Genomic DNA, 24,468 nt, shown 5'->3' with positions numbered 1-24,468 from the left:
TTACAATTATTATATAAGGTAATACTAAAGAACATCTTGAGCATTTTCTAAAGATTTCCTAAAGATTGTCGTGATATAAATCAAAAGACAAGGTAAATGTTGTTTGATTATCATGACTATCAACGGTAATTTCCCCACCATGCATTTCTACAATATTTTTAGCGATTGCAAGCCCAAGACCTGAACTTTCCATATCATGGTCCTCATGCTCAATCTTGTAAAATTGATTAAAAATATAGGGTTGCTGATGAACAGGTATAATATTATTATAATTGGTAAAATGAATGTGAACGTGGTTATACACCACTTCTAATGTTATATCAATATGTTTACTGTTTTCACCACTATACCTTACCGCATTGGACATAAGATTCTCGAATACTCTTAACAGTAATTGACTATCCCCGTGTACCTCATATCTTTCATTTCCAACATGCACGCGGCATTCAAGCTTCTTCTTTAAGAAGTAGGGGTAGTATTCCACGACAAGCTGATTAATCAGCTCCTTAACATCAATCTTTATTTTATCTAAGACCATGTGACTATCACTGAATTTTGTATAATCAAATAATTGGTCAATCATTTTTCTCAACTGAATGGTTTTTCTATAAGCTATTTGAGTATAATATCGGAGTTCAACCTCATCTTTGTAATCATCATTATTTATGAGTTCCAGATAACCATAGATGGATGTTAGGGGGGTTTTTAAATCATGGGATAAACTTGTAATTAAATAATTCTTGGTTTCATTGGTTTGACGCTCTTCTGAAATAAGCTGCTTCAACTGAGTGGTCATGGTATTGATGTCAACAGCAAGTTGACCTAATTCATCTCGTGTTATTTTATCAATTTTTATATCTAGATTTCCACCAGCTATCTCACTGACACGCTGTGATATCTCACCAATATACTTAACCAAACCGCTCACTAATATAAGCAAATAAATGATAAAACAGATAATACCAAAAGCAATCATAGCTTGTGTCACTGTCAGGTAGCGTTGTACGAGATTGATTAAGTTTCTGATGCTTGTTGTGCGTCTTATTGGCACTAATATGCTGTAAACGCCTAATAAGGTTAAAGCACTCAAGACAGCGCTTTGAAAGCACATGAGCAATACTTTAAACCGTATATTATGCAAGAATCTATTTCTCAATTTTATAGCCAACTCCCCATATGGTTTTAATATATTTCGGATGTCTGGAGTTATCTTCTAGTTTTTCCCTCATATTACGTATGTGAACCATCACATTATTATTGCTTTCGTAATATTTATCTTTCCAGACTTTTTCAAATATCATTTCACTGCTAAAAACTCTTCCTCTATTCTTAGCAAGTAAAATCAGTATATCAAATTCTGTAGGTGTGAGTTTAATGATGTGATCACCAATAGAAACAACATGACTGTCTAAATCAATAAACAGATCGTTAATCATTATTGTATTGTTCTGGGTGTGGTTTTCATTAAAATATAAATAGCGCCTAAGTTGAGAACGGACACGAGCACATAATTCCATCATACTAAAAGGCTTGCATAGATAATCATCGGCTCCTGTACTCAATCCAATGACTTTATCAATATCTTGTGATTTAGCACTGACCATGATAATGGGTACATGTTTCGTTAATCGTATTTGTCGACATACTTCTAGGCCATCCATCTTAGGCAGCATAATATCCAGTAGAATAAGCTGCAAATCTTTTTCAAGAGCCATATTGACAGCTTCTAAACCATCATAGGACTGTAGCACATGGTAGCCTTCATTTTCCAGATGCTTTTTGATAAGTCCTGAAATTTCTTTGTCATCTTCAATGACTAATATCGTAATATCTTCCACACGCTCACCCCATTTTAATTCCATCTATTATTCTTGCACGTCATGTGATGGTTTAACCAACTTTAACTGATCATTTACAAATTGGTAGGTTGCTCCATTTCTTTCTTGTACATGGAATGTTTTTGTTTCGCTTATAAAAAGCATATCTTTACCTACAGCATCACTCACATGGGTACGATGCCATTCATCTTCTATCATTTTATAAATACTGACGCGACCAAAATAACCAGAAACCCATTCCACTGTACCATCGTCGTCTAAATCCATGATAGATACAGGCAAATCACCATCAATATAGACCATAGGCTCATGGTCCATGGATAGATAATACGTAATAGGAGAAATTGCTCCAAAGCTACCTTCTATATGCACAAAATGTTGTTTGTTTACTTGCACTTCTTTTACTTCAACACCATCTGCTAAGCCCTTACCCGTCACCTTACCTATAGGATAGAAGACATCCTTTAGCCAGATACCTATGGATAAGTTGTCATCATCTGATTTTATGGCATAGAGCATTAAGCGATAGTTAACTGTATATATATCTTTTATGGGACTTATGGACACGGTCTCGTCAATAGGTACTAATACTCTCATATCTTGTTTATTATAGTCAAGTTCTATTAGCTCTGCTGCTATTTCTTGTATCTCATCTTTTTCTTGATTCAACGCTATCTCTTCAACTTGTCCAGTTGGATTCGTTCTGTTATATTTGTTGGCGCTACATCCCATCATAGATGTTATCCATAACGTTATTAACAACACGTATATTGTCCTTCTCATGCACTATAACCCCTTCTGTCATCTTACAATCCTTTACCCTCTTTTAAGATTGTCATTAATTCATGGTAATCTTTAATATAGTAATCAGCTAATTCCCTCTTTTGCTGATCCATTTTATGTGAAAAGTTATCGTAGATTGCACATACCTTCATCCCTGCTTCCTTTCCTGCAATGATACCATTGGGAATGTCTTCAAAAACAAGGCATTCTTCAGGTTTCACCTGAAGGTCATCAGCAACTTTCAGATAAATATCTGGATGTGGTTTTCCTTTTTGTACCTCACAAGAGGTGCGTATGGACGTGAAATAATGGTCAATAGCATGTTTTTTAATAATGACATGCACCAATTCATTGGAATTACTTGAACCTATACCCATCTTCATATTACTGGCTAACAAATACTCCAGAAAAACTTGTATCCCTAATTTTAACTCCACACGATTCTGATAATATTCCCATGCCATATCATTCCATGTTTTTTTTATGGTGTCAATGGGTTCAGGAATCTGAAATGTGTTCTTAAAATAATGTGCTGTTTCTGTAAAACTCATTCCTTCAATATCATCTTGTAATGTATCGGGTAGTGGTATACCGTATCGACCTAAGTATTCAATATCAATAGTTTTCCACAACCACATGGAATCGATTAATGTTCCATCTAAGTCAAAAAGCACTGCTTTTACATCCGTTAACATGACGTCACTCCTTCTATTTCTCTGTTTCTCCAATGTTACATCCAACGCCAACCTGCCTGGAATTTATTTTTTAACATATGGTTGGTCTTTTTACCAAATCCAAGACTAAAACCATCTACCGTTACAAGATGCCACCCTTTGTCACCATCTGTACGAATGGTTTCACCTTTTAGATAACGGATAACGTCTTCACTGCTGCTTGATAAACACGTGATTTGTTTAAACATATCTGGTTTTAACCAACTGGCTAATGCTTGGGATGGTTCAAATCTATTTTTCCTTAACTCACCTATATATAAACCTGATCTGAGAATACGCAAACCTTTTAGACTTGGTATGTCATCTGGCATATAATAGAGTTTATCCTTTATGACTTCTAGACGCCTTCTATCAAATGGACAGGTTAAATAAGCTTTTTCAAATGCCGTATAGTCTTCATAGACCTTTTCTTTTGTCTTGGATGCATAAGGTTTGTACATTTCCTGATGATGCCCTTTTTTATGAAGTAAGGCTATAAAATGCCCTTCTCCACGAATTTTATGAGGCCATAATCGAATGGCTTTTTCCATGTCAAAGGCTTCACCACCAGCCCAATGAGTTTGACCTCTAGAAAAATTATCCCTATCAGGTAATGTCACTAATTCAAAATCATCATGCTCATCCAAAAAATGATAAATGACTTGTTCATTTTCCTCTGGAGCAAAGGTACATGTTGAATACAGCATATAGCCACCTGGTTTTAACATAGCAGCGGCATACGGTAAAATCTGCTTTTGAATACTGTTATAGGCCTCATTGGAGTCAGGTTGCCAGCTCTTAATGATGTTAGGATCTTTTCGAAACATGCCTTCTCCTGAACATGGCGCATCCACAAGAATTTTATCAAAGTAGTCACTAAAATAAGTGGCTAATCTTTCAGGCGATTCACTGGTGACTAAGCTATTCCCAATACCGAATAATTCAATGTTCTTCAGTAATGCTTTAGCCCTTGATGCACTAATATCATTAGACACCAATAAGCCTGTCCCTTTTAATTTTGCACCGAGCTCTGTACTTTTTCCACCTGGTGCCGCGCATAAATCAAGAACTTTATCCCCTTCTTCAATAGGAAATAGTTCTGCTGGTGTCATGGCACTCGGTTCTTGTATATAGTAGAGACCTGCATAATAATAAGGATGCTTAGCAGGTACATCCTCTTTTTTATAGTAGAATCCATTGGAAGTGAACTGGACTTTCTCTATGTGAAAAGGTGATTGGTTCTCGAATACTTCTGTGGTGATTTTGAGGTTATTCACGCGTAGACCATAATGACGTTCCCTTTGAAGGGACTGTATAAAGTCATCATACTCATCACCTAGTAACGTCTGCATTCTAGCTAAATAGGTTTCAGGTAATATCAACATGTAACTCCTTCCTAATGCATGATGAACACATGTTCTATTTTATTAATTTTAACTTAAAATCCAAGTAATCGCAAGAGACTAATTGATAATCCACATGATTCCTTACACCCATAAGTCCCATTTTAAAACTGTCTTCACCATGAAGATGCCCATAGATAACCTTATCCACACCATATGTCTCATATAGCCTGGTAAAATCAGAAGGTTCTAGGCAATCATTGGTTGGTGGATAATGGGTCATCACATATATGGTATCCACATGATCAGGTACGGTGTTAAGGGATAATTCCAGACGGTTAATCTCCCGTTTATACAGTTTTTCATCCTCATTGGTAAATTTATGCTTATTGGGACATATCCAGCCTCGTGTACCACATATAGCAATGTGCTCATGGAGGATACTATTATTCTGGATATACATGAATTCTGGATACATCTGTGATACTTTATTAAGGGATTGCCACCAATAATCATGGTTGCCTTTCACCATGACCTTTTTTCCAGGCATGCGACGAAGAAAGTTCATGTCTTCTTTGGCTTCTTCAAGGCGCATCGCCCAAGATATATCGCCAGGTAGTAATACAAGGTCATCTTCTTTCACTCTAGCTTTCCAATCTTTCTCAATCTTTTCATAGTGCTTGTACCAATGCTTCCCAAAAACTTTCATTGGTTTATCTGTATTAAAACTGAGATGCAAATCACTTATTGCATAAATCATATAAACATCCTTCCAATTCCTTGTACCTCGTACTTTAATTAAGACTTTGAGCCTTATACACTGCCGCCATACGGTCTAAGTGCTTATTAAATTTGTCAAGCTCTTCAAAATTACCTCTATCCCATAATTGATAGAATTCTTCTTGAATACGCTCCACATCTTTAATGTCATCACAAACCTTGTGCAGGTTCTGAATATTATTGAGAATATCGGCTATGATACTGGATTTAACTTGAAATAAATTCTGAGCTTTGATAATCTCATTGCGAATCCTTGACATTTCCTCATCAAGATTAAAGGCTGCCTCAGCTGCGTTGAGTAGTCTTTTTTTGATATTGTCTGGCATGTTATGAGCATATTTATACTGTAAGGAGTGTTCTATGGTTGCCCAGAAATTCATGGATAAGGTTCGTATTTGAATCTCAGCTTGTACACGTTTTGCCCCCAATGCTGTATGCACATCATAATAAACAATAATATGGTAACTGCGATAACCACTTTTTTTCGTATTGGATATATAATCGTTCTCTTCCTTAATCTCCATGTCTTTACGGCTTCTAATTAATTCAACCACTTTATCAATGTCTTCAACAAACTGACAAATGATACGAATCCCTGCAATATCATCAATCTCATCTTCAATACGTTCAAGGGGAATCCCCTTTTTCTTAGCTTTTTCTAATATATTGGATATCTTTTTGACTCTTCCAGTAACGTATTCTATGGGTGAATATTGTCCAAGTCGTCGGCTCTCATGAACAATACTTGCAAACTTTACTTTTAACTCCTCTACTGCTTGTTGGTAAGGTATTAAAATCTCTCTCCATAATTGTATTTTCATGATGCATCTCTCCTTAAAACATGACATAATGATGTTACCATAATTATACATATACCTTATTATATTATACCATAACTGCCCACAAAAAATCATAATTAAATGGCCTTATTAACAAATCTTTCATACCTTTTCATTCATGGATTGTAACTTTTGTTTCTTCTATGTAGTTAAGCAGCCAGTAGGGATTAATCCAAAATTCTTCTAAAGCTTCATTGGCTGGTAAAGCAATTCCCAAATGCAGATGAACAGGGAACTGTCCCCTTGTTCCTTCTTCACCATACCCGGTATCCCCCATGTAACCAATAACATCTCCAGCTTTAATGACCTTACCTTCAAACATATGATCTGCATACCCATCCATATGGGCATAATAGAAATAACCGCCATGCTCAGCCCGAATACCGATACGCCATCCACCTAACTCCAACCATCCTATTTTTTCAATGTACCCATTGGTCATACTGACAATGGGTATACGACCATTTTCATTCTCCGCATCCATAATATCTGTACCATAATGTGGTCGATCCCCTCCATAAGTTCGTTGAGCTTTCCACGAATTATTAAAATAATATGCATTGGTATTCTTATTACTATCTTGAGGTATGGGAAAACAAACCACATCTTTTAAAAGCATTTCATATATTTTTTCAATGGCAGCTGGGTATTTTACTTCGTCATAATAGGGCTGATTGAAATCATAGGATACATCCTTAAGCTGGAAGTCATTATAAGCCATATAGGCTGAAAAAAACTGAATAAAATCCTTACGCTCTGTTTCACAGTAACGCTTAATTTCTTCAATGGCTTCATTGGGTATTTGAAATGATGCTATTTTTTCTACGGGAACCACTTTTTCAAGTGCTGATAAGGGTATGGGTTTTATGTCAATGGTGCGGTCATATAATCGTTCTAATAATAGCACATCAAAAAAAGCAATGATAAATATAAAGCATAATAGTTTAAGGATTCTATGTTTTACCATGACCTACCTCATTTATTTCTATCAACAGATTGGCAACGACATACGTGTGAATTTGTAACATATTGTTACATGGGTATCTGTTCTAATATATGATAGGGAGTTAAGGTGTATTCCCATTGAAGTAAGACGTTGGAAGAGGTATATATGGATATGCTTGTTTCCGTATATACCTCTTTAATTGTTATTTATTTAATTTTTGGTTTGGCGCAAGACGTCGTAGGTAGGTATTTATACAAATCTAGTTCATGCCAGTAATCCATAAGAAAAACTAAGCGCATTCCAGTAGATTTTACTAAACCTTAAAACTCCCTGCGGTCAGACAATTAAGGTTTTTAACGTAAAATATACTTTCATTTGCTAAGGTTTTCTAATGGATTACTGGAAATCACTTGATTTGTATAAATACCTACCTACTGGGCTACGTTGTTTGGTGGTGCATAGGGTAAGCGTTTAGGCTTAGAGGATAGATAGTAAGCATATTAATAGAATAAAGTTAAAAATTTATTGTAATTTATTCAGCATGGCTTGTAGTGTGTTTGCAATATCTTGTTTCCCAGATAGAACATCCAATCTAGAGGCAGCTTTTTGAATGTAGCGGTTGGATAGCTGTTTGGTTTGGTTAATGGCATCTGTTTTTTTTACCATGTTAAACAGGTCATCTAATTGTTGTTTTGTGATGTCTTCTCGTAGGTCAAGGATTGCGTTAATCATTGGACCGTAGTGATTATCCTTACAGGCCAGTAGGATGGGTAGTGTATAGTAGCCCTGCCTTACATCATTACCGATAGGTTTACCAATCTTTTTTTCTTCGGATGTGTAATCCAATAGATCGTCATAGATTTGAAAGGCTACGCCATAATGAATACCGTAATGAACAAGGGCTCTGCCGATTTTCTTAGAACAACGGCTTTCACTTGCTCCAGCTGATAGACTAAGGGCAAATAGTAATGCTGTTTTACGGTGGATACGTTTAATGTAATCGTAGGTGGTTATTTTTTTATATCGGTCTTCATATTGGGATATTTCACCTTCACAGATTGCTTTTACTGTTCTGGATATATACTGCAAACGGTCAATGGATGTGCGGTCTGATAGGATACAGAAAGATTTAGACAACAAATAATCGCCTACGTACACCGCCATATCTTTACCCCATTTTTGCTGAATACTTTCTTTACCTCGACGAAATTTTGATTCATCAATAATATCGTCATGGACAAGGGTTGCCGTATGTATTAGCTCAAGGGCTGCTGCCAAAGGTATAATCACATCTGGATTGTATTTTTTCCCACATTTTGCAGCTAATATTAAAAAAGCAGGTCTTAATCGTTTTCCACCTGCATCTATAAGGTCAAGGGATATATCCGTTAATATTTTTTTCTTGGATACAACCTTCTGTCTCATATAGTCTTCAACATATCGTAGTTCATTTTGTAATGCTGGATAATGTTCCCAATAACTCATGTCAAACTCCATTTCATATAGATTATAATGAATGAAACAATTACGCTAAGATGACAATGATTACACTTTCACCTAGAATCATCGTCAATTAATCATACACTTATCTTATTATTATCATGTCTGTGGTGTTAATCTTTCTACTCACTTGAACGCTTATCCTCAATTAGATGATTACCATCTGCGGCTGTTGTAGCAAGTACATCACAACGTTCATTTTGGGGGTGAGAAGCATGTCCCTTTACCCAGTGAAAGGATACATCATGCTTATCTTTAGCTGAGAGTATTTGTTTCCAGAGGTCCACATTCTTAACGTCTTCCTTTTTTTTGCCTCTTTTCCAATTGTTTTTCATCCAGTTGTTCAACCAACCTTCATTAAAAGCTTTCACAATATATTGTGAATCCGTATATAGTTTAACCTTACAAGGTCGTTTTAATGCTTCTAAGCCTTTTAAAACACCCATTAATTCCATTCGATTATTTGTTGTATGCATGTAACCACCGGATAATTCTTTTTCATGATGATTACCCTTATCATCTGTATATTCAAGCACAACCCCAAAGCCACCTGGACCGTCTGGATTACCTCTGCAAGCACCATCTGTATAGACATTTACTTCTTGCATCACGAATCCCTCCAATTTATTTTCATTTTTTATCATAGGTATTGGCTAGCACTAGCCTTATCCCTAATATTATACTTAAAAATGAACTTTTATTCAAATAAAAATCCGATTTGTTCATTTTGATAGGTATAAACAGGGCTATCTTATAAAAGCATGTCGTCATGCATAAGGCAGACAATTTTCCATAACAACACTTTTATAGGATAGCCCAGAACTTCTTACCATTATTTTATACTTTCAAGTAGCTCACAACCATGGACAAACTAATTGTCTTGCTTTTGCTTTTTCATAGCAATTCTTAAGCAAATACCAAATCCACCCCATAAAATCATTAAACTAAGGGCACAAAATACAGCTGACTCAAAACTCATTATTTTTCACCCCTTCATCCAATGCTAATTCATAGGTTTTAGAACCTTTAACAGACGATAAAATCAAGCCCAGTACAACAGTTAATACAATAACCCCTACACCATAAACCAGTAATGCAGCTATAGGATAGCCTTCATAGGGTTGCTTGATATCATCAATGACTTTTAGCACAACCATGATACCAAGAATTAAAGGTGTAACAAGCTTAATACATAGCTCCCACCAATTACCTACACCAAAATCCGAAAGGGGATTAACATAGTTTCGAATGCTTCTAACATTGAAGAACCAACCAATTAATAGGGCTTCTATCAATCCTGCAATAGCTACACCATAGTTATTCACAAAATGGTCAACAATATCAAGCACATAGACCCCTGCACCTGTAACAAACACAACGGATACAACAAAGCCAACACCACAGATAATGGATAATGCCTTCAGCCGATGCATGTTAAACTTATCAATGACCGCTGAAACAGTGGCTTCAATGATGGACATACTGGATGATAAGCCTGCAAAAAATAAACATAGGAAAAAGAGTGCACCAAATAATTCTCTAAAATTGGGTAACCCATTAATGGCTTCTGGAAACACAATAAAAGCAAGACCAATACCACCCTCAGCAACAGCTTCCACGGTCTTTCCACTGCTTAATGCCATGTTTCCTAAAATACTAAATACAGCAATCCCTGCAATAATACTAAAGCTACAGTTACCAAATGCTGTAATAAAGGCATTATTAACAATATCTGATTTCTTGGGTAAATAACTGGAATAAGCCAACATAATACCAAAACAGATACTCAATGAGTAGAATATCTGACCATAGGCTGCTACCCATACACGCCCCTCTAATATTTTACTAAAATCAGGTTTAAATAAATAATCCAATCCATTAAAGGCGCCTGGCAACGTTAAACCACGAATGGTAATAATAATAATGGATGCAAATAAGATGGGCATAAAAATTTTATTTGCTTTTTCAATACCACCTTTAATGCCAAATGCCAAGACAATATAGTTAATACCCCATACGATAATCAGTGGTATTAACCCGCCTAATCGAATACCATCAAAATCAAAAGGTGATGCTGTTCGTTTTAAATAGGCATGTTTAAAAAAATCTGCTGTGTCTATTCCCCAAGATAAATCAAGTGAGAATATGACATAACTAAGGGCCCATCCTATAATGGCAACATAATACACTGTAATAACAAAAGCAATAGCTGTTTGCCACCAACCTAATTTTTGCCACCTTTTATTTAATCGCCCAAAAATCCCTGGCGCAGATGTCCGCATCTTGTGTCCTAGACCAAACTCCAATATAAGTAATGGAATACCTGCTGTAAATAATGCCACTAAATAGGGGATTAGGAACGCGCCTCCTCCATTTTTAGCTACAGTATATGGGAATCTCCATATATTACCCAATCCTACTGCGGATCCAATAGCGGCTAGAATAAAACCTACTCTTGAACCCCATTGTTCTCTTTTTGCCATGTTGTTCTCCTTTCACTCACCCTTTATTTTTCTCAAATAATAACACGTTTGTTTTCTACATAAGGTGGTGCATATACGTTCCATTTAAACCTAATCACTATTTGGAATAGTCCAACTTTTGACATCAGGCAACATATGTTCCTAAATAATAGCATGTAAGGTTATCATACCTTTTCATGTATTATTTTATAGCTGAAGCACATGATAAATGTTGTATATAACCGTTTCCCAGTCATGATATGACAGAGAAATTTCTTTATGTAGCATTTTTATCGATTGCGAACCATATTATACACAAACTGTAAAAAAAATGCAAGTTACATACCATACCAAATGTAACATGGTTACTTTTAAATAATAAAAAAAGAAGCCAAAAGATCGACTTCTTTATGTTTACACCATTATTTTTTGTTTTATGCTATACTTCAAATAAACTAAGTTGATTTGATTCTGGCATGCCATCTAGAATTTTATTTTGCTTCATAATTTCAATAACCGTTTTACTGATTTTGGTGCGTTGCCGCAGTTCATCAATGGATAAGAAAGTACCATTTTCTCTGGCATTAACAATATTCTCAGCAGCTTTATCACCTAAACCTTGGATTGCACTTAGGGATGGCATAATACCAGCTTCCAGGACTTGGAATAATTTTGCTTTTACTTGATACAAATCAATGGGTACAAACTGTATCCCTCTTGCATACATTTCTTGTACAATACGCATATCTTTTAGGGTATCTTTCTCTTTTTTTGATAAGTCATTTAGTCGACTCTTGTAATCGTTAATATGACCATCCACCTTTTGCTTTCCGTGACACATCAATTCATAATCAAAATCCGAAGCACGTATGCTAAAATAGGCTGCATAGTAGGCTTCTGGATAGTAGACCTTAAAATAGGCAATACGATATGCCATCATAACGTATGCTACAGCATGTGCTTTTGGAAACATGTATTTGATTTGTTTACAAGACCAAATATACCATTCTGGTACACCTTGATCCAGCATAGCCTCTTCCCACTCTGGCTTTAAGCCTTTACCTTTACGAACACTTTCCATGATGGTAAAAGACAATTCTTTTTCCACACCCATGTTAATCAGGTATACCATGATATCGTCCCGGGATGATATAACTTCACCAATGGTGGCTTTGCCATCTCGAATAAGCTCCTGAGCATTGTTAAGCCATACATCTGTACCATGAGACAGCACGGATATCTTACATAATTCTGAAAATGTTTTTGGTTTGGTATCAAGAAGCATCTGTATAACAAAATCTGTACCGAACTCAGGAATGCCTAAGGACCCTAGAGGACAACCATCAATATCATCGGGTTTAATATGGAGTGCTTTGGTGCTTGTAAATAAAGATGCCACTTGGGGTTCATCAAACTTGATAAGCTTAGCATCAACACCTGTTAAATCTTCCAGCATCCGAATCATGGTAGGGTCGTCATGACCCAGTATATCCAGCTTCAAAAGGTTGTGATCGATGGAGTGATAGTCAAAATGTGTGGTGATAATCTTGGTATTCATATCGTTAGCCGGCCGCTGAACCGGTGTAAATTTATAGATTTCTTCACTCCTAGGTACAACAATAATACCACCGGGATGTTGACCTGTTGTTCGTCTGGCACCAGTACAACCTCCTATAAGGCGGTTAACCTCTGCATTACGCACGGTTATCTCTTTTTCATCGAAATACTTCTTTACAAAACCATATGCTGTTTTCTCAGCCAAAGTACCAATTGTTCCAGCTCTGAATACATAGCCCGTGCCAAAAATCTCTTCTGTGTAATCATGGGCCTTACTCTGATATTCACCAGAGAAGTTAAGGTCAATATCAGGCTCTTTGTTGCCCTTAAATCCAAGAAACGTTTCAAAGGGGATATCGTGACCTTCTTTTTCAAGATCTGTACCACACTTTGGGCATTTCTTATCTGGTAGATCACAGCCAGAATTACCTGCATTCTTTTTAACGATTTCTGATTCAAAATCGGAATACTTACAGTTAGGGCAGATATAATGTGGCGACAAGGGATTAACTTCCGTTATACCCGACATGGTAGCCGCAAAAGAAGAACCAACAGAGCCCCTTGAACCAACCAAATAACCATCTTCAATGGATTTCCACACCAATTTCTGTGAAATAATATACATCACAGCAAAACCATTGGAAATAATTGAATGGAGCTCTCTCTCTAGGCGCGTTGCTACAATTTCCGGCAATGGGTCACCATAAATGGATATGGCTTTATCCATGCAGATTTTACGCAATGTTTCGTCTGAACCTTCTATAATGGGTGGATACTTATCAGGTGGTACTGGATCAATGTTTTCAATCATATCTGCTATCTTGCGTGTATTGTCAATAACAACCTCTCGCGCTACTTCTTCTCCCAGATAAGCAAACTCCTTTAACATTTCATCGGTGGTTCTAAAGTACAAAGGTGCTTGTTGATCGGCATCTTTGAAACCTTGACCTGCCATAATGATACGACGATAAACTTCATCATCAGGATTAAGAAAGTGTACATCACATGTCCCAACGATGGGTTTGTTATGTGCCTTGGCTAAGCGTACAATTTTCTTGTTAATGTCTTGAAGTACTTGTATACTTTCTACAGAACCGTTTCTAATCATGAATTCATTATTCATGATGGGTTGAATTTCAAGATAATCGTAGAAATCCACCAATCTGTCAATTTCCTCTTTTGGTTTATCCTCTAATACAGCCTTGTATAATTCCCCTGCCTCACAAGCTGAACCAATCAACAGCCCTTCTTTTAACTCAAGGTATACACTTTTAGGCACCCTAGGTTTTCGGAAGAAATAGTCAATATGGGATTTAGATACAAGCTCATAGAGATTGCGTAGACCCACTAAATTTTTAGCTAATATAATAGCATGATAGTATTTCAGTTTCTTCACATTTTTAGTGGCTTCATGGGCGTATGTTTCAAGTTCTTCTAGGTTACTTATGTTTTTATTCCTTAACATATGTATAAATTCCATAAATATCTTGGCTGTTGCTAACGCATCGTCAACAGCACGATGGTGATTTTCAAGCTTAACCCCTAATTCTTTGGCCAGGGTATTCAATTTATAATTCTTTAAATCTGTTAATAAAACCCTGCCAAGTTCTAAAGTATCTAATACGGTGTTGTTAACTTCTCTATCCATCTCTTTACAAAAATAGCGTATGAAACGCATATCAAAATCTGCGTTGTGGGCTACGAGAACGGCATCACCAATAAATGTTAAAAAATTAGGCAGTGCTTGCTTAAATTTAGGCGCCTCAGCTACCATCTCATCGGTTATGCCTGTTAAAGCAGTTACTTCTTGGGGTATATGCCTTTCTGGATTAACAAAGGTACTAAAATTGTCAATGATTTCACCGTTCTTAATCTTCACAGCACCAATCTCAGTTATGCCATCTTTGCCTGGATAAAAACCTGTGGTCTCCAAATCAAAAATAACATATTCATCATCTAAACTTTGATGATGGGATTGGTGAACAATGGACTTCAAATCATCTACTAAATAAGCTTCTAAACCATAAATGATCTTTATCTTTCCATGAGCTGCATGAAAGGCTTCTGGAAAGGCTTGAACAACACCATGGTCCGTAATAGCAATGGCATCATGCCCCCATGCAATAGCCTGATTAACCAGTGCTTTTGCACTGACAACACTGTCCATATCACTCATTTGGGTATGCGCATGCAGTTCCACACGTTTTTCTTTACTAAGGTCCACTCTTTTAATGCGAAAATCATGGATTTCCATAATGGCACGGGTCATGACTGTCATCTCTTTGGAGAAGGTATCAAACTGCAAGTTCCCTTTTACCCGAACAGCCTTACCTTTTACTAAACGATCCTTTACATCTTCTTCGAACTGCTCTTTCTTAACAAAACACTTAGCTGTAATGGAATCCTTCTCATTGGTTAAATCGAAAGCAACAATGTACTTATTGTTCCGAATCTCCCGACTTTCAACATGAAAAATAATACCATCAAATATTATATCATCCACGTCATGGTCAATCTCATGAATAGGCGTAATTTCACCGTTGATTTTTCGACCAATAATCATACGCTCATCCACGTTATGGTTACTGGAACCGCCATTATCCTTCTTGGTGTTCTCAGTTGTGGATGTGGTTTGGACTGGCATCGCACTCATCACTTGTGTGACAAACGCTTTTTCTTTTTCATCCCGCTTTTTAAGGAACTTTTTGTTATTCTTTTCAGCTTCTTCATGTACGATAAAAGATACTTTCGCTTCCATATCGAAACGTTTTTTCATGATCTCCTCAATGCGTTTATCCACTTTTCTGGCATAGAGATAATTATCAATACTATCTTTTAAGGTAAAGGTAATGTTTCCCTCTGCAATATTTAGCTCTGCCTTTCTCAAAATACCAAAAACTACAGGGCTATGCTGTTTCAATTCATATAAAATACTATCTTGATACAACATGATGATCTTATTTAGATCATAGGCCACCTCATATCGGCATATAATATTGACAGCTAGACCTGAATCCTCACATATATTGGCTTCTAACATACGTTCAACTTGCTGTATAAACTTCATATGAACAATGGTTTTAAATATCATATGAACTTGTAATTCTTTATCCTGAGAGTTAATCACCACACGCTCTACTGTGGCATTACTAAAATAAACATCCAAACTCTCATCAAGCTCTATGTCATGAAATACATCTACGAAGCATCTGCTCATATTCATCTTCACCTACTTCAACTCTATTCAACCAAAACCTCTTGGCAAACGACCAACAAACTCTTTTTCCAAGTATAAAGATTATAGGGAATTTCACTTATCAACGACTATTCATTTTATAAAGAAGCTTCTCGTTCATGAATAATACTCTGAATTTCCTCTGCTAAACTATCCAGTAAGGCATCTTCTGTCACCTTCTTGACCACAACACCTTTTTTAAAAATAAGGCCTACACCTTTACCGCCAGCAATACCTAAATCCGCTTCTTTTGCCTCTCCAGGACCATTAACAATGCATCCCATCACTGCAATCTTTAACGGATACTTCAAGTGTCCAAAACGTTCTTCTACCATATTGGCTAATTGAATTAAATCGATTTGAGTCCGCCCACAAGTGGGACAAGATACAAATTCTATGCTGTTACGTCTTCTCAGTCCAAGAGTCTCCAATACCTTAATACCCACACGCACTTCTTCAACAGGGTCACCCGTTAAGGATACACGAATGGTATCTCCAACACCACCATGTAAAATAACACTTAAACCAGCTGTTGACTTAATCGTTCCAGACCATATGGTACCTGCTTCTGTCACACCCACATGGATAGGATACAAGGTCTGACTGGCAATCAGCTCATGGGCTTTTATAGCCATCATCACATCCGATGTTTTGATGGAAATAACCAAGTTATCATAATCCATATCTTCAATAAGTTTCACATGATTCAATGCACTCTCAACAAGACCTTCTGCTGTTACATGACCATATTTCGCTAAAATTTCCTTTTCCACCGAACCACTGTTAATACCTATACGTATAGGTATATTATCCTTTTTAGCCCGCTCTACGACTTGTTTAACACGATCCATTGAACCAATGTTGCCTGGGTTAATACGGATTTTGTCAGCCCCATTTTTCATGGCCAATAACGCCATCTTATAATCAAAATGAATATCCGCCACTAACGGTATATGAATCCGCTTCTTAATATCAGAAACAGCTTTTGCAGCAGCCTTAGTCGGCACCGTCACACGAATAATATCACATCCCGCTTTCTCCAATGCCAAAATTTGCTTAACTGTTTCATCCACATTTTCAGTTTTTGTATTTGTCATGGATTGCACCAAGATAGGATTACCCCCACCAATGACACGATCACCAATTCTTATCACTTTCGTTTTATCACGATGCATAACATGCCTCCTATATATCATCAATCAGTGCCTTCTATTCTTCTTTTATTTTATTCTTTTTATCCCAAAAAAACAATAGGTACTATAGCACTTACTCCATATTATTTAACATATCAATCATGATATGCCCTATACTCCACAATCTAATGCACATTTAAATCCTACTAAAACATCTACTACAACGATTACCTTCTTATAATCCACTTCCTACAAAACCACCAATACCCCCACAAACAACCTAGTAGGGGAATAGGTGTTATAAATCAGTGATGTTTAAATAAGAGTTAGAAAACCTTAGCACAGTGGAAAGATAGCTTCCGTTAAAAAACTTAATTTCTGAGCTTGCGAGTTTTAAGTTTTAGGAAGTTATCTTTCCACTGTGCTTAGATTTTCTTCTATTATTTAACCTGAACAGATTTATAACACCTATTCCCCTACGGATGTCTTGTATAATCCTATAAAATAACCACCAACAAAACAAAGCAGCCAAGTAAAAGCACTTCATTCATACCAAACAAAGACCTTTACCCAGCCACCATCATTACTTAAACACCATCAAAATACATTCGTAAAATCATTAAAAAACAAAAATACCATTAAAACCATCAATAACACAAAGCCTATAAAGTGCACATACCCTTCTTTTTCCCTACTTATCGGCTTCCGTCTAACAGCCTCAATCAACAAAAACAACAACCTTCCACCATCTAAAGCAGGTATGGGTAATAGATTCATAACACCCAAATTAGCACTTAATAAAACAATATAGGATGATATGGTTAAAAATACATTACGTACACCATATTTAACACTTTCCGTATACCCTTTACTGATTTCAGACATGATCCTTATTGGACCACCAACATCTTCTCTACCTACTTCACCACGGAAAATCATACCTAAACTAATAAATACAGTTTTAATCCAAAAACCTACTTTGATGAAACCATACTTAATGACCTCAAATATATTACCTTTATTAATACGATGAAAATTAGCTATACCAATAAAGTAATTCCCTTCAGCTTCCTCTGGGGTAATGGTTATACCTTGCTCCTGGCCATCCCGCTTATATACAATATCAACAGGCTCCCCTTTTTTAAGGTTAATATAAAGGGATATTTCACTACTGGACATAATACGATGCCCATCCACCTTCACAATGGTGTCACCAGGTTTAAGTCCTGCTTCATACGCTGGGGAACCCTCGCTAATATCTGATATTCTTGTGGTAAAATCACCAGCCATACCTACTAATATGCATGCAAAGATAAAAGCAAGTATAATATTAAATGCCGCACCCGCTATAACAACAACAATTCTTGCACCTACAGATTTATTAGAAAATGCCCGTTCGTCACCTTCTACTTCTTCATCCTCACCAAGCATTTTACAAAAACCACCCAATGGTAAAATACGAATGGTGTATAATGTATCTCCTCTTTGAAACCCTACTAATTTTGGTCCCATACCGATGGCAAATTCTTCAACAAGAATGCCGTTTTTTCTTGCAGCTAGAAAATGACCTAGCTCATGAACCAGTACAAGTAACCCAAAGATAAGGATTGCCACTACTATATTCATTCAATCATTCATTCCTTTCTGACATCCACTTTTTTTCAATCACCTCATAGGTTTGTTGTTCAGCGTCAAATATTTGCTGAAGAGTTGGATGTTGTATATTCTTGTGATGATCCATTGCAAAAGCAATTACATCGTATATTTCTAAGAATCCTATCTGTTGTTTTAAAAATTTATCCACAGCCCGTTCATTTGCTGCATTAAGGACCGTTAGGATTGAACCACTTTTTTGTAAGGCTTCATATGCTAACTTGAGTCCCTTAAACGTTTCCATATCCGGCTTTTCAAATGTTAACTGAGCGACTTTTGTAAGATCAAGCCTTGGTACATCATTAGGCAAGCGATGTGGATGATTAAGTGCATACTGAATAGGCGTACGCATATCCGGTACATCCAGTTGAGCCATGACGGAACCATCTTTATATTCCACCATGGAATGAATAATACTCTGGGGATGTATAACCACTTCTACTTGAGAAGGCTTTAGATTAAATAACCATTTTGCTTCAATAACCTCAAGACCTTTGTTCATCATGGTTGCAGAATCAATAGTTATCTTCTGACCCATTGACCAATTAGGATGATTTAGTGCATCCTTTACTGTCATATGCTGTAATTCTGTTGTGGTTTTGCCTCTAAAAGGTCCACCTGAAGCTGTTAAAAGAATTTTATGGACTTCTCTTATATTCTCTCCCTTTAAGCACTGAAATATAGCAGAATGTTCACTATCGACAGGATATAGTTGGACGCCATATTGTTTTATAAGGTCCATGATTAAATGCCCAGCTGTTACCAATGTTTCTTTATTAGCTAAAGCTATATCTTTGGATGCTTTTATAGCGGCTACTGTTGGTTTAATACCAATCATACCAACAACGGCTGTCACAACCATTTCCACCTGATCTAATGTGGCTACTTGAATAAGTCCATCCATTCCGCTGAGAACTTTTACTTTTGAACCCACACGCTTCTTGAGTTCTTTCGCCTTTTTTTCATCCATAACGGCAACAACTTCTGGATGTACTTGGTGAATCTGCTCCTCCAATAAATCGATGTTTTGATTGGCTGTAAGCCCTAACACGCGAATATCACCCTGTTTTACGACAATATCAACTGTTTGTGTGCCGATTGAGCCTGTTGATCCTAGAATTGATATAACCTTCAATTGTGTTCTCCTTTTTCTTATGCATACTTGTTATATACTATATATATTTTTTGTGATGTCCTATTATTAACTGATTTATTCCATTACAAAATTTTTCTTTGATGACTTGGTACTTTTATACTAAAGAATAAAAAATTTCATAATGTAGTAAACAAATGGTGCTGTAAAAATGATACTATCAAGACGGTCCAAAACACCACCATGACCCGGCATAATAGAACCAAAATCTTTTATCTTGTTCTGTCGTTTCATAGCTGAAGCAGCCAGATCACCAATCTGTGATAATACAGACCCGATGCCTCCAATAAAAAAGAATGGAATAATCTTAGCTGAATCCGTAATATGGCCTGTTTGATATAATATAACACCGTATAGCACTGATAAGAGCGTTGCTCCTATAATCCCAGCAATGGAACCTTCAACACTTTTTTTTGGGCTTAGATGTCTAGCCAGCTTGTTTTTACCAAATTTCACACCTATAAAGTAAGCACATGTATCACTACCAAACGCCACAATGAAAATTAGCCATATAAGCCATGGACCATAGGTAGGGTCTTCACGTACCATTAAAATGTAAGATAGCAAATAGGCAACATAAAAGAATCCAATAAGGACAAGCATAATATCTTTTAAATCATATTTTGGGTAAGTAAATACGTAGCCTATTAGCAGAATCAACATAAAAATGCCAAAGAATTCTTGAAGGTAACTAGTTTTATCCCATATAATCATCATGTAAAAGATTATGTTCCCTATATAGCCTAATATTTTCATGGGCAAACTGTCTATTTTATAAGCCCTGAAGAATTCAAACATACCAATTAAAGATACAATAATTAAAGCAACTTGTAAATAAGCTCCACCCAATAGCAATACAATCATTAATAGAGGTAGAGCGATAATTGAAGAGATTATTCTTGTTCTCAATTATCCCAACTCCTTCCTTACTGTTTCGTATCTAGACCCCACCATATCGACGATCCTTATTATTATAGTAAGCAATAGCTTGCTTTAAATCTTCTATTGTAAAATCAGGCCAATGTTTATCAAGAAAATAAAATTCTGAATAAGCTATTTGCCATAATAAGAAATTACTGATTCGCATTTCCCCACTGGTTCGAATGAGCAAGTCAGGATCAGGTATTTCTGCTGTATCAAGATATTTATTTATCGTATCTTCATTAATTGCATTTATATCAATTTTATTATTTTCATAATCAGTCATGATGCGTTTAGTCATACGTACAATCTCATCTCGTCCACCGTAGTTTAAGGCAATCTGTAAATTTAATCCTGTATTATCTTTTGAGTCTTCTTCTAGACTTTCAATACTTTTAATAATATCTTGATCTAGACCCGATTTATCTCCAATAACCCTAACACGCATATTATCTTTTCGAGCATTCTTAATACTGCTCTTTAAATAATGTCTTAATAAATTCATAAGGTTATTAACTTCTGCTTTTGGGCGAGCCCAATTTTCAGTTGAAAAGGCGTAAACGGTTATATATAAGACACCTAAATCACTTGCCTGTCTACATATATGTTCCAGAGTCTTAGCACCCTGTTTATGTCCAAACTGTCTGCTTTTTCCTCTGCCTGTAGCCCATCTGCCATTACCATCCATAATAAATGCTACATGTTTTGGAATTGTATACTGTCCCATATCTGCTTTCACTTATAATCATTCCTCTCGTATGGTAAAACTAGCATTTGAACAAAGGGGCTGTCTCATTATAGCAAAACACGTCAATATCATAGGAAACGATAAGAGATTAAGCCTAAAGCGCAGCCATGGACGGCGAAGCGCAGACCCTCTAAACACCGACGTTTAGGGGTCTGAAAAGCTTAACCTCTTATCGTTTCTAAAAAACTTATAGCCAACAAAATTGTTTTAATGAGACAGCCCCTTTGTTATGAAAGCCAATTTGTCCTATACAGTTAAAATATCTTTTGATTTAGCATCTACATGCTCATCAATAATTTTTATAAATTTATCTGTTATTTTTTGTATGTCCGCTTCATAATCTTTTAAATCATCTTCTGTCATTTCATGATTTTTTTCAGCTTTTTTGAAATGATCCATGGCATCTCTTCTTATGTTACGAATGGCTACTTTTGCATCTTCACCTTTTTTCTTCACTTCTTTGGTTAAGATCTTTCTGCGTTCCTCTGTCAGTTCAGGAAATACTAACCGAATGATTTTACCATCTGTATTTGGTGTAATACCCAAATCGGATGCTAAAATAGCCTTTTCTATATCTTTGATGATACTGGAATCCCAAGGTTGAATCTGGATCATCCTTGGCTCTGGAATGGATACATTACCTACTTGTTGAATAGGGGTAGGTTGACCGTAATAATCCATCTTAATGTTATCAAGTACATGAGGATTAGCTCTTCCTGCTCTAATACTGTTATATTCTGTCTCTAATGCGTGTATTGTCTTATGCATCTTGTCTTCGTATTTTTTCATCTCTTCAAACATGTTTTCTCCTCCTATATTTTGTATTGGTATAACTTTTAAAAAATGTCTTGTTGTTATACATTATATGGTTATAAAAGTACCATTAATCTTATCTTGCATAGCATTTTTTATACTGTCTTTTTCTGAAAGAGCAAAAACTAATAACGGTAATTCTTGTTCCATACACATAATGGATGCTGTAAGGTCCATAACCTGCAAACGTTTCTCAACAACTTCCGTTAACGTTAATGTGTCAAATTTGCTGGCATTTTTGTTTGTTTTTGGATCAGAATCATAAACGCCGTCAATGTTTTTAGCCAATAATATGATGTCACACTCTGTCTCTATTGCTCTTAATGCAGCTGCGGTATCTGTTGAAAAATAAGGGTGTCCTGTTCCACCAGCAAAAAATACAACCGTATTGTTGCTGAGATGTTCTAAAGCTCTGTCTTTTGAAAATTCTTCTGTAACATTTCCTACTTTAAAAGGTGTTTGTACAACGGCTTTCATCCCAATTGTTCTTAGAATTTCAGCCATATACAACGCATTCATAACAGTCGCCATTACCCCAATTTGATCGGATTTGGTTCTATCCATATTCTGACTGCTTCTTCCACGCCAGAAATTGCCACCACCGATGACGATTTCAACCTCTGCGCCTTGATCCACAATATGTTTTATTTGTTCAGCTACTTTTAATACTGTTTCTTCGTCAAAACCTGTACCTTTATCGCCAGAAAGAGCTTCTCCACTTAATTTAAGTAATATTCTCTTATACTTTGTCATTTAAACACCTCTATCTATTAATTTATCATAACTTAGAAATTTTTACTAGTGGTAATTTGGTAATTTTTCTATAAAAGGTCACTCTCTAACTTATAGAAGCTAACGTTAGTAATTTTCTCAAAAAAAGGAAACACATCGTGTTTCCTTTTATTATCTTATAAGTAAGTCTTGCATTTAGCATTTGCGCTAAGTAAAAAGACTTCTTAACACTTACTAGCTCAGAGGTAGAACTTCTTTTGTATTATATACTATATATATTTATTGCATTTGCTTGGCAACTTCTTCTGCAAAATTCTCTTCTTTTTTCTCCAAGCCTTCACCCGTTTCAAAACGTACATAACGTTTGATAGCTAATTCAGAACCTGTTTCTTTTGCTACAGAAGCAATGTACTTAGAAACTGTTAAATCGCCATCTTTAACATAGGGTTGGTCAAGTAAGCAAATTTCTTTTAACATCTTATTTACACGACCAATAATCATTTTCTCAATAATATTATCTGGCTTATCTGGGTTTTCATTCTTAGCTTGTTGTTTGAGCACTTCTTTCTCTTTCTCAATGAAATCGGCATCTACTTCGTCTCTAGAAATATACTTAGGTGTTACTGCCGCTACTTGCATAGCAAGATTCTTAGCACACTCTAGTGTAGCATCTGTTGCTTCACCAGTCATTTCAACGAGTACCCCAATTTTTCCACCTGCATGGATATAGGATGTAATGAAGCTGTCATCAGCAACAAATTTTTCAAATCTTCTAATGTTCATGTTTTCACCGATTTTAGCAATTTGATCTGTAAGTACTTCACTAACTGTTTTGCTTGGGTCGATTGACCATTTATCATTAAGAAAGGCATCAATATCTGCAGCCTCTGTCTTAACTGCCTGCTCAGCTACGTCTTTTACATAAGTTTTAAAGATATCGTTCTTTGCAACGAAATCTGTCTCACTGTTTACTTCTACAACAGAAGCACATTTATGATCATCGGTTACACAAGTTGCAACTAAACCTTCAGCAGCAATTCTACCAGCTTTTTTAGCTGCCTTAGCTAAACCTTTTTCTCTTAAAAATTCTATGGATTTCTCCATATCACCATTGTGTTCTACTAGTGCTTTTTTACAGTCCATCATACCTGCACCAGTTCTTTCTCTCAACTCTTTTACCATACTTGCAGTAATAGCCATGTGTAGACCCTCCATCTTCTTTTATTCTTCTCGTATAAAATTCTTTCCAATCTATCATGAACTTAACGGTAATCCATGATTTTTACAACGTTTAATGGCATATATCCTTTTTTGTTTTT

21 protein-coding genes are annotated in these 24,468 nt (G+C 36.1%); all 21 read right to left on the bottom strand.

The window, feature by feature from the left end; translation table 11 throughout:
• Positions 1–58: 58 nt before the first annotated feature.
• The gene (locus HZI73_RS13710) at positions 59–1,141 is read right to left on the bottom strand and encodes a HAMP domain-containing sensor histidine kinase (RefSeq protein WP_212693955.1); all 1,083 of its coding nucleotides are present in this window, start codon (positions 1,139–1,141) and stop codon (positions 59–61) included.
• Between the two features lie 4 nt (positions 1,142–1,145).
• Positions 1,146–1,838 carry a response regulator transcription factor gene (locus HZI73_RS13705; protein ID WP_334300235.1) on the bottom strand — a complete coding sequence of 231 codons (693 nt, stop codon included), beginning with the start codon at positions 1,836–1,838 and terminating at the stop codon, positions 1,146–1,148.
• Between the two features lie 27 nt (positions 1,839–1,865).
• A complete protein-coding gene (locus HZI73_RS13700) occupies positions 1,866–2,621 on the bottom strand; it encodes a hypothetical protein (protein ID WP_212693953.1) in 756 nt (251 codons plus the stop codon).
• Positions 2,622–2,644: 23 nt separating this feature from the next.
• A complete protein-coding gene (locus HZI73_RS13695; protein WP_212693952.1) occupies positions 2,645–3,316 on the bottom strand; it encodes an HAD family hydrolase in 672 nt (223 codons plus the stop codon).
• A 35-nt stretch (positions 3,317–3,351) separates the two neighbouring features.
• Positions 3,352–4,719: an RsmF rRNA methyltransferase first C-terminal domain-containing protein gene (locus tag HZI73_RS13690; protein ID WP_246552154.1), complete on the bottom strand. Its 1,368-nt coding sequence runs from the start codon at positions 4,717–4,719 to the stop codon at positions 3,352–3,354.
• 34 nt (positions 4,720–4,753) lie between these two features.
• Positions 4,754–5,437, bottom strand: a complete 684-nt coding sequence (locus HZI73_RS13685; protein WP_212693951.1) for a metallophosphoesterase — start codon at positions 5,435–5,437, stop codon at positions 4,754–4,756.
• Between the two features lie 34 nt (positions 5,438–5,471).
• Positions 5,472–6,278 (bottom strand): GTP pyrophosphokinase, encoded by an 807-nt coding sequence (locus HZI73_RS13680; protein ID WP_212693950.1) that lies wholly within the window; start codon positions 6,276–6,278, stop codon positions 5,472–5,474.
• 130 nt (positions 6,279–6,408) lie between these two features.
• Positions 6,409–7,263: a M23 family metallopeptidase gene (locus HZI73_RS13675; RefSeq protein WP_212693949.1), complete on the bottom strand. Its 855-nt coding sequence runs from the start codon at positions 7,261–7,263 to the stop codon at positions 6,409–6,411.
• Between the two features lie 501 nt (positions 7,264–7,764).
• Positions 7,765–8,727, bottom strand: coding sequence for a polyprenyl synthetase family protein (locus HZI73_RS13670; RefSeq protein ID WP_212693948.1), 963 nt, complete (start codon positions 8,725–8,727; stop codon positions 7,765–7,767).
• Positions 8,728–8,864: 137 nt separating this feature from the next.
• Positions 8,865–9,350 (bottom strand): ribonuclease HI, encoded by a 486-nt coding sequence (rnhA, locus tag HZI73_RS13665; RefSeq protein WP_212693947.1) that lies wholly within the window; start codon positions 9,348–9,350, stop codon positions 8,865–8,867.
• A 263-nt stretch (positions 9,351–9,613) separates the two neighbouring features.
• The gene (locus HZI73_RS13660; RefSeq protein ID WP_212693946.1) at positions 9,614–9,721 is read right to left on the bottom strand and encodes a MetS family NSS transporter small subunit; all 108 of its coding nucleotides are present in this window, start codon (positions 9,719–9,721) and stop codon (positions 9,614–9,616) included.
• On the bottom strand, positions 9,711–11,225 hold the full coding sequence (locus HZI73_RS13655; protein ID WP_212693945.1) for a sodium-dependent transporter: 1,515 nt from the start codon (positions 11,223–11,225) through the stop codon (positions 9,711–9,713). The genes HZI73_RS13660 and HZI73_RS13655 overlap by 11 nt, the downstream gene beginning before the upstream one ends.
• Positions 11,226–11,643: 418 nt before the next feature.
• Positions 11,644–15,978, bottom strand: coding sequence for a PolC-type DNA polymerase III (locus HZI73_RS13650; protein WP_212693944.1), 4,335 nt, complete (start codon positions 15,976–15,978; stop codon positions 11,644–11,646).
• Between the two features lie 116 nt (positions 15,979–16,094).
• Positions 16,095–17,171: a flavodoxin-dependent (E)-4-hydroxy-3-methylbut-2-enyl-diphosphate synthase gene (gene ispG / locus HZI73_RS13645; RefSeq protein WP_212693943.1), complete on the bottom strand. Its 1,077-nt coding sequence runs from the start codon at positions 17,169–17,171 to the stop codon at positions 16,095–16,097.
• Between the two features lie 555 nt (positions 17,172–17,726).
• The gene (gene rseP / locus HZI73_RS13640) at positions 17,727–18,755 is read right to left on the bottom strand and encodes an RIP metalloprotease RseP (RefSeq protein ID WP_212693942.1); all 1,029 of its coding nucleotides are present in this window, start codon (positions 18,753–18,755) and stop codon (positions 17,727–17,729) included.
• A 4-nt stretch (positions 18,756–18,759) separates the two neighbouring features.
• A complete protein-coding gene (locus HZI73_RS13635; RefSeq protein ID WP_212693941.1) occupies positions 18,760–19,917 on the bottom strand; it encodes a 1-deoxy-D-xylulose-5-phosphate reductoisomerase in 1,158 nt (385 codons plus the stop codon).
• 120 nt (positions 19,918–20,037) lie between these two features.
• Positions 20,038–20,844: a phosphatidate cytidylyltransferase gene (locus tag HZI73_RS13630; RefSeq protein ID WP_212693940.1), complete on the bottom strand. Its 807-nt coding sequence runs from the start codon at positions 20,842–20,844 to the stop codon at positions 20,038–20,040.
• Positions 20,845–20,875: 31 nt separating this feature from the next.
• A complete protein-coding gene (locus HZI73_RS13625; protein WP_212698802.1) occupies positions 20,876–21,583 on the bottom strand; it encodes an isoprenyl transferase in 708 nt (235 codons plus the stop codon).
• Positions 21,584–21,850: 267 nt separating this feature from the next.
• A complete protein-coding gene (gene frr, locus HZI73_RS13620; protein ID WP_212693939.1) occupies positions 21,851–22,405 on the bottom strand; it encodes a ribosome recycling factor in 555 nt (184 codons plus the stop codon).
• A 60-nt stretch (positions 22,406–22,465) separates the two neighbouring features.
• Positions 22,466–23,170, bottom strand: coding sequence for a UMP kinase (gene pyrH / locus HZI73_RS13615; protein ID WP_212693938.1), 705 nt, complete (start codon positions 23,168–23,170; stop codon positions 22,466–22,468).
• Positions 23,171–23,428: 258 nt separating this feature from the next.
• Positions 23,429–24,349, bottom strand: a complete 921-nt coding sequence (tsf, locus tag HZI73_RS13610; RefSeq protein ID WP_212693937.1) for a translation elongation factor Ts — start codon at positions 24,347–24,349, stop codon at positions 23,429–23,431.
• Between the last annotated feature and the right edge of the window lie 119 nt (positions 24,350–24,468).

The organism is Vallitalea pronyensis, assembly GCF_018141445.1.
In the GTDB taxonomy this organism is placed as follows: Bacteria; Bacillota; Clostridia; order Lachnospirales; family Vallitaleaceae; genus Vallitalea; species Vallitalea pronyensis.
Note: the sequence above shows the minus strand (reverse complement) of the source record. Positions and strands in the feature narration are given on the sequence as shown.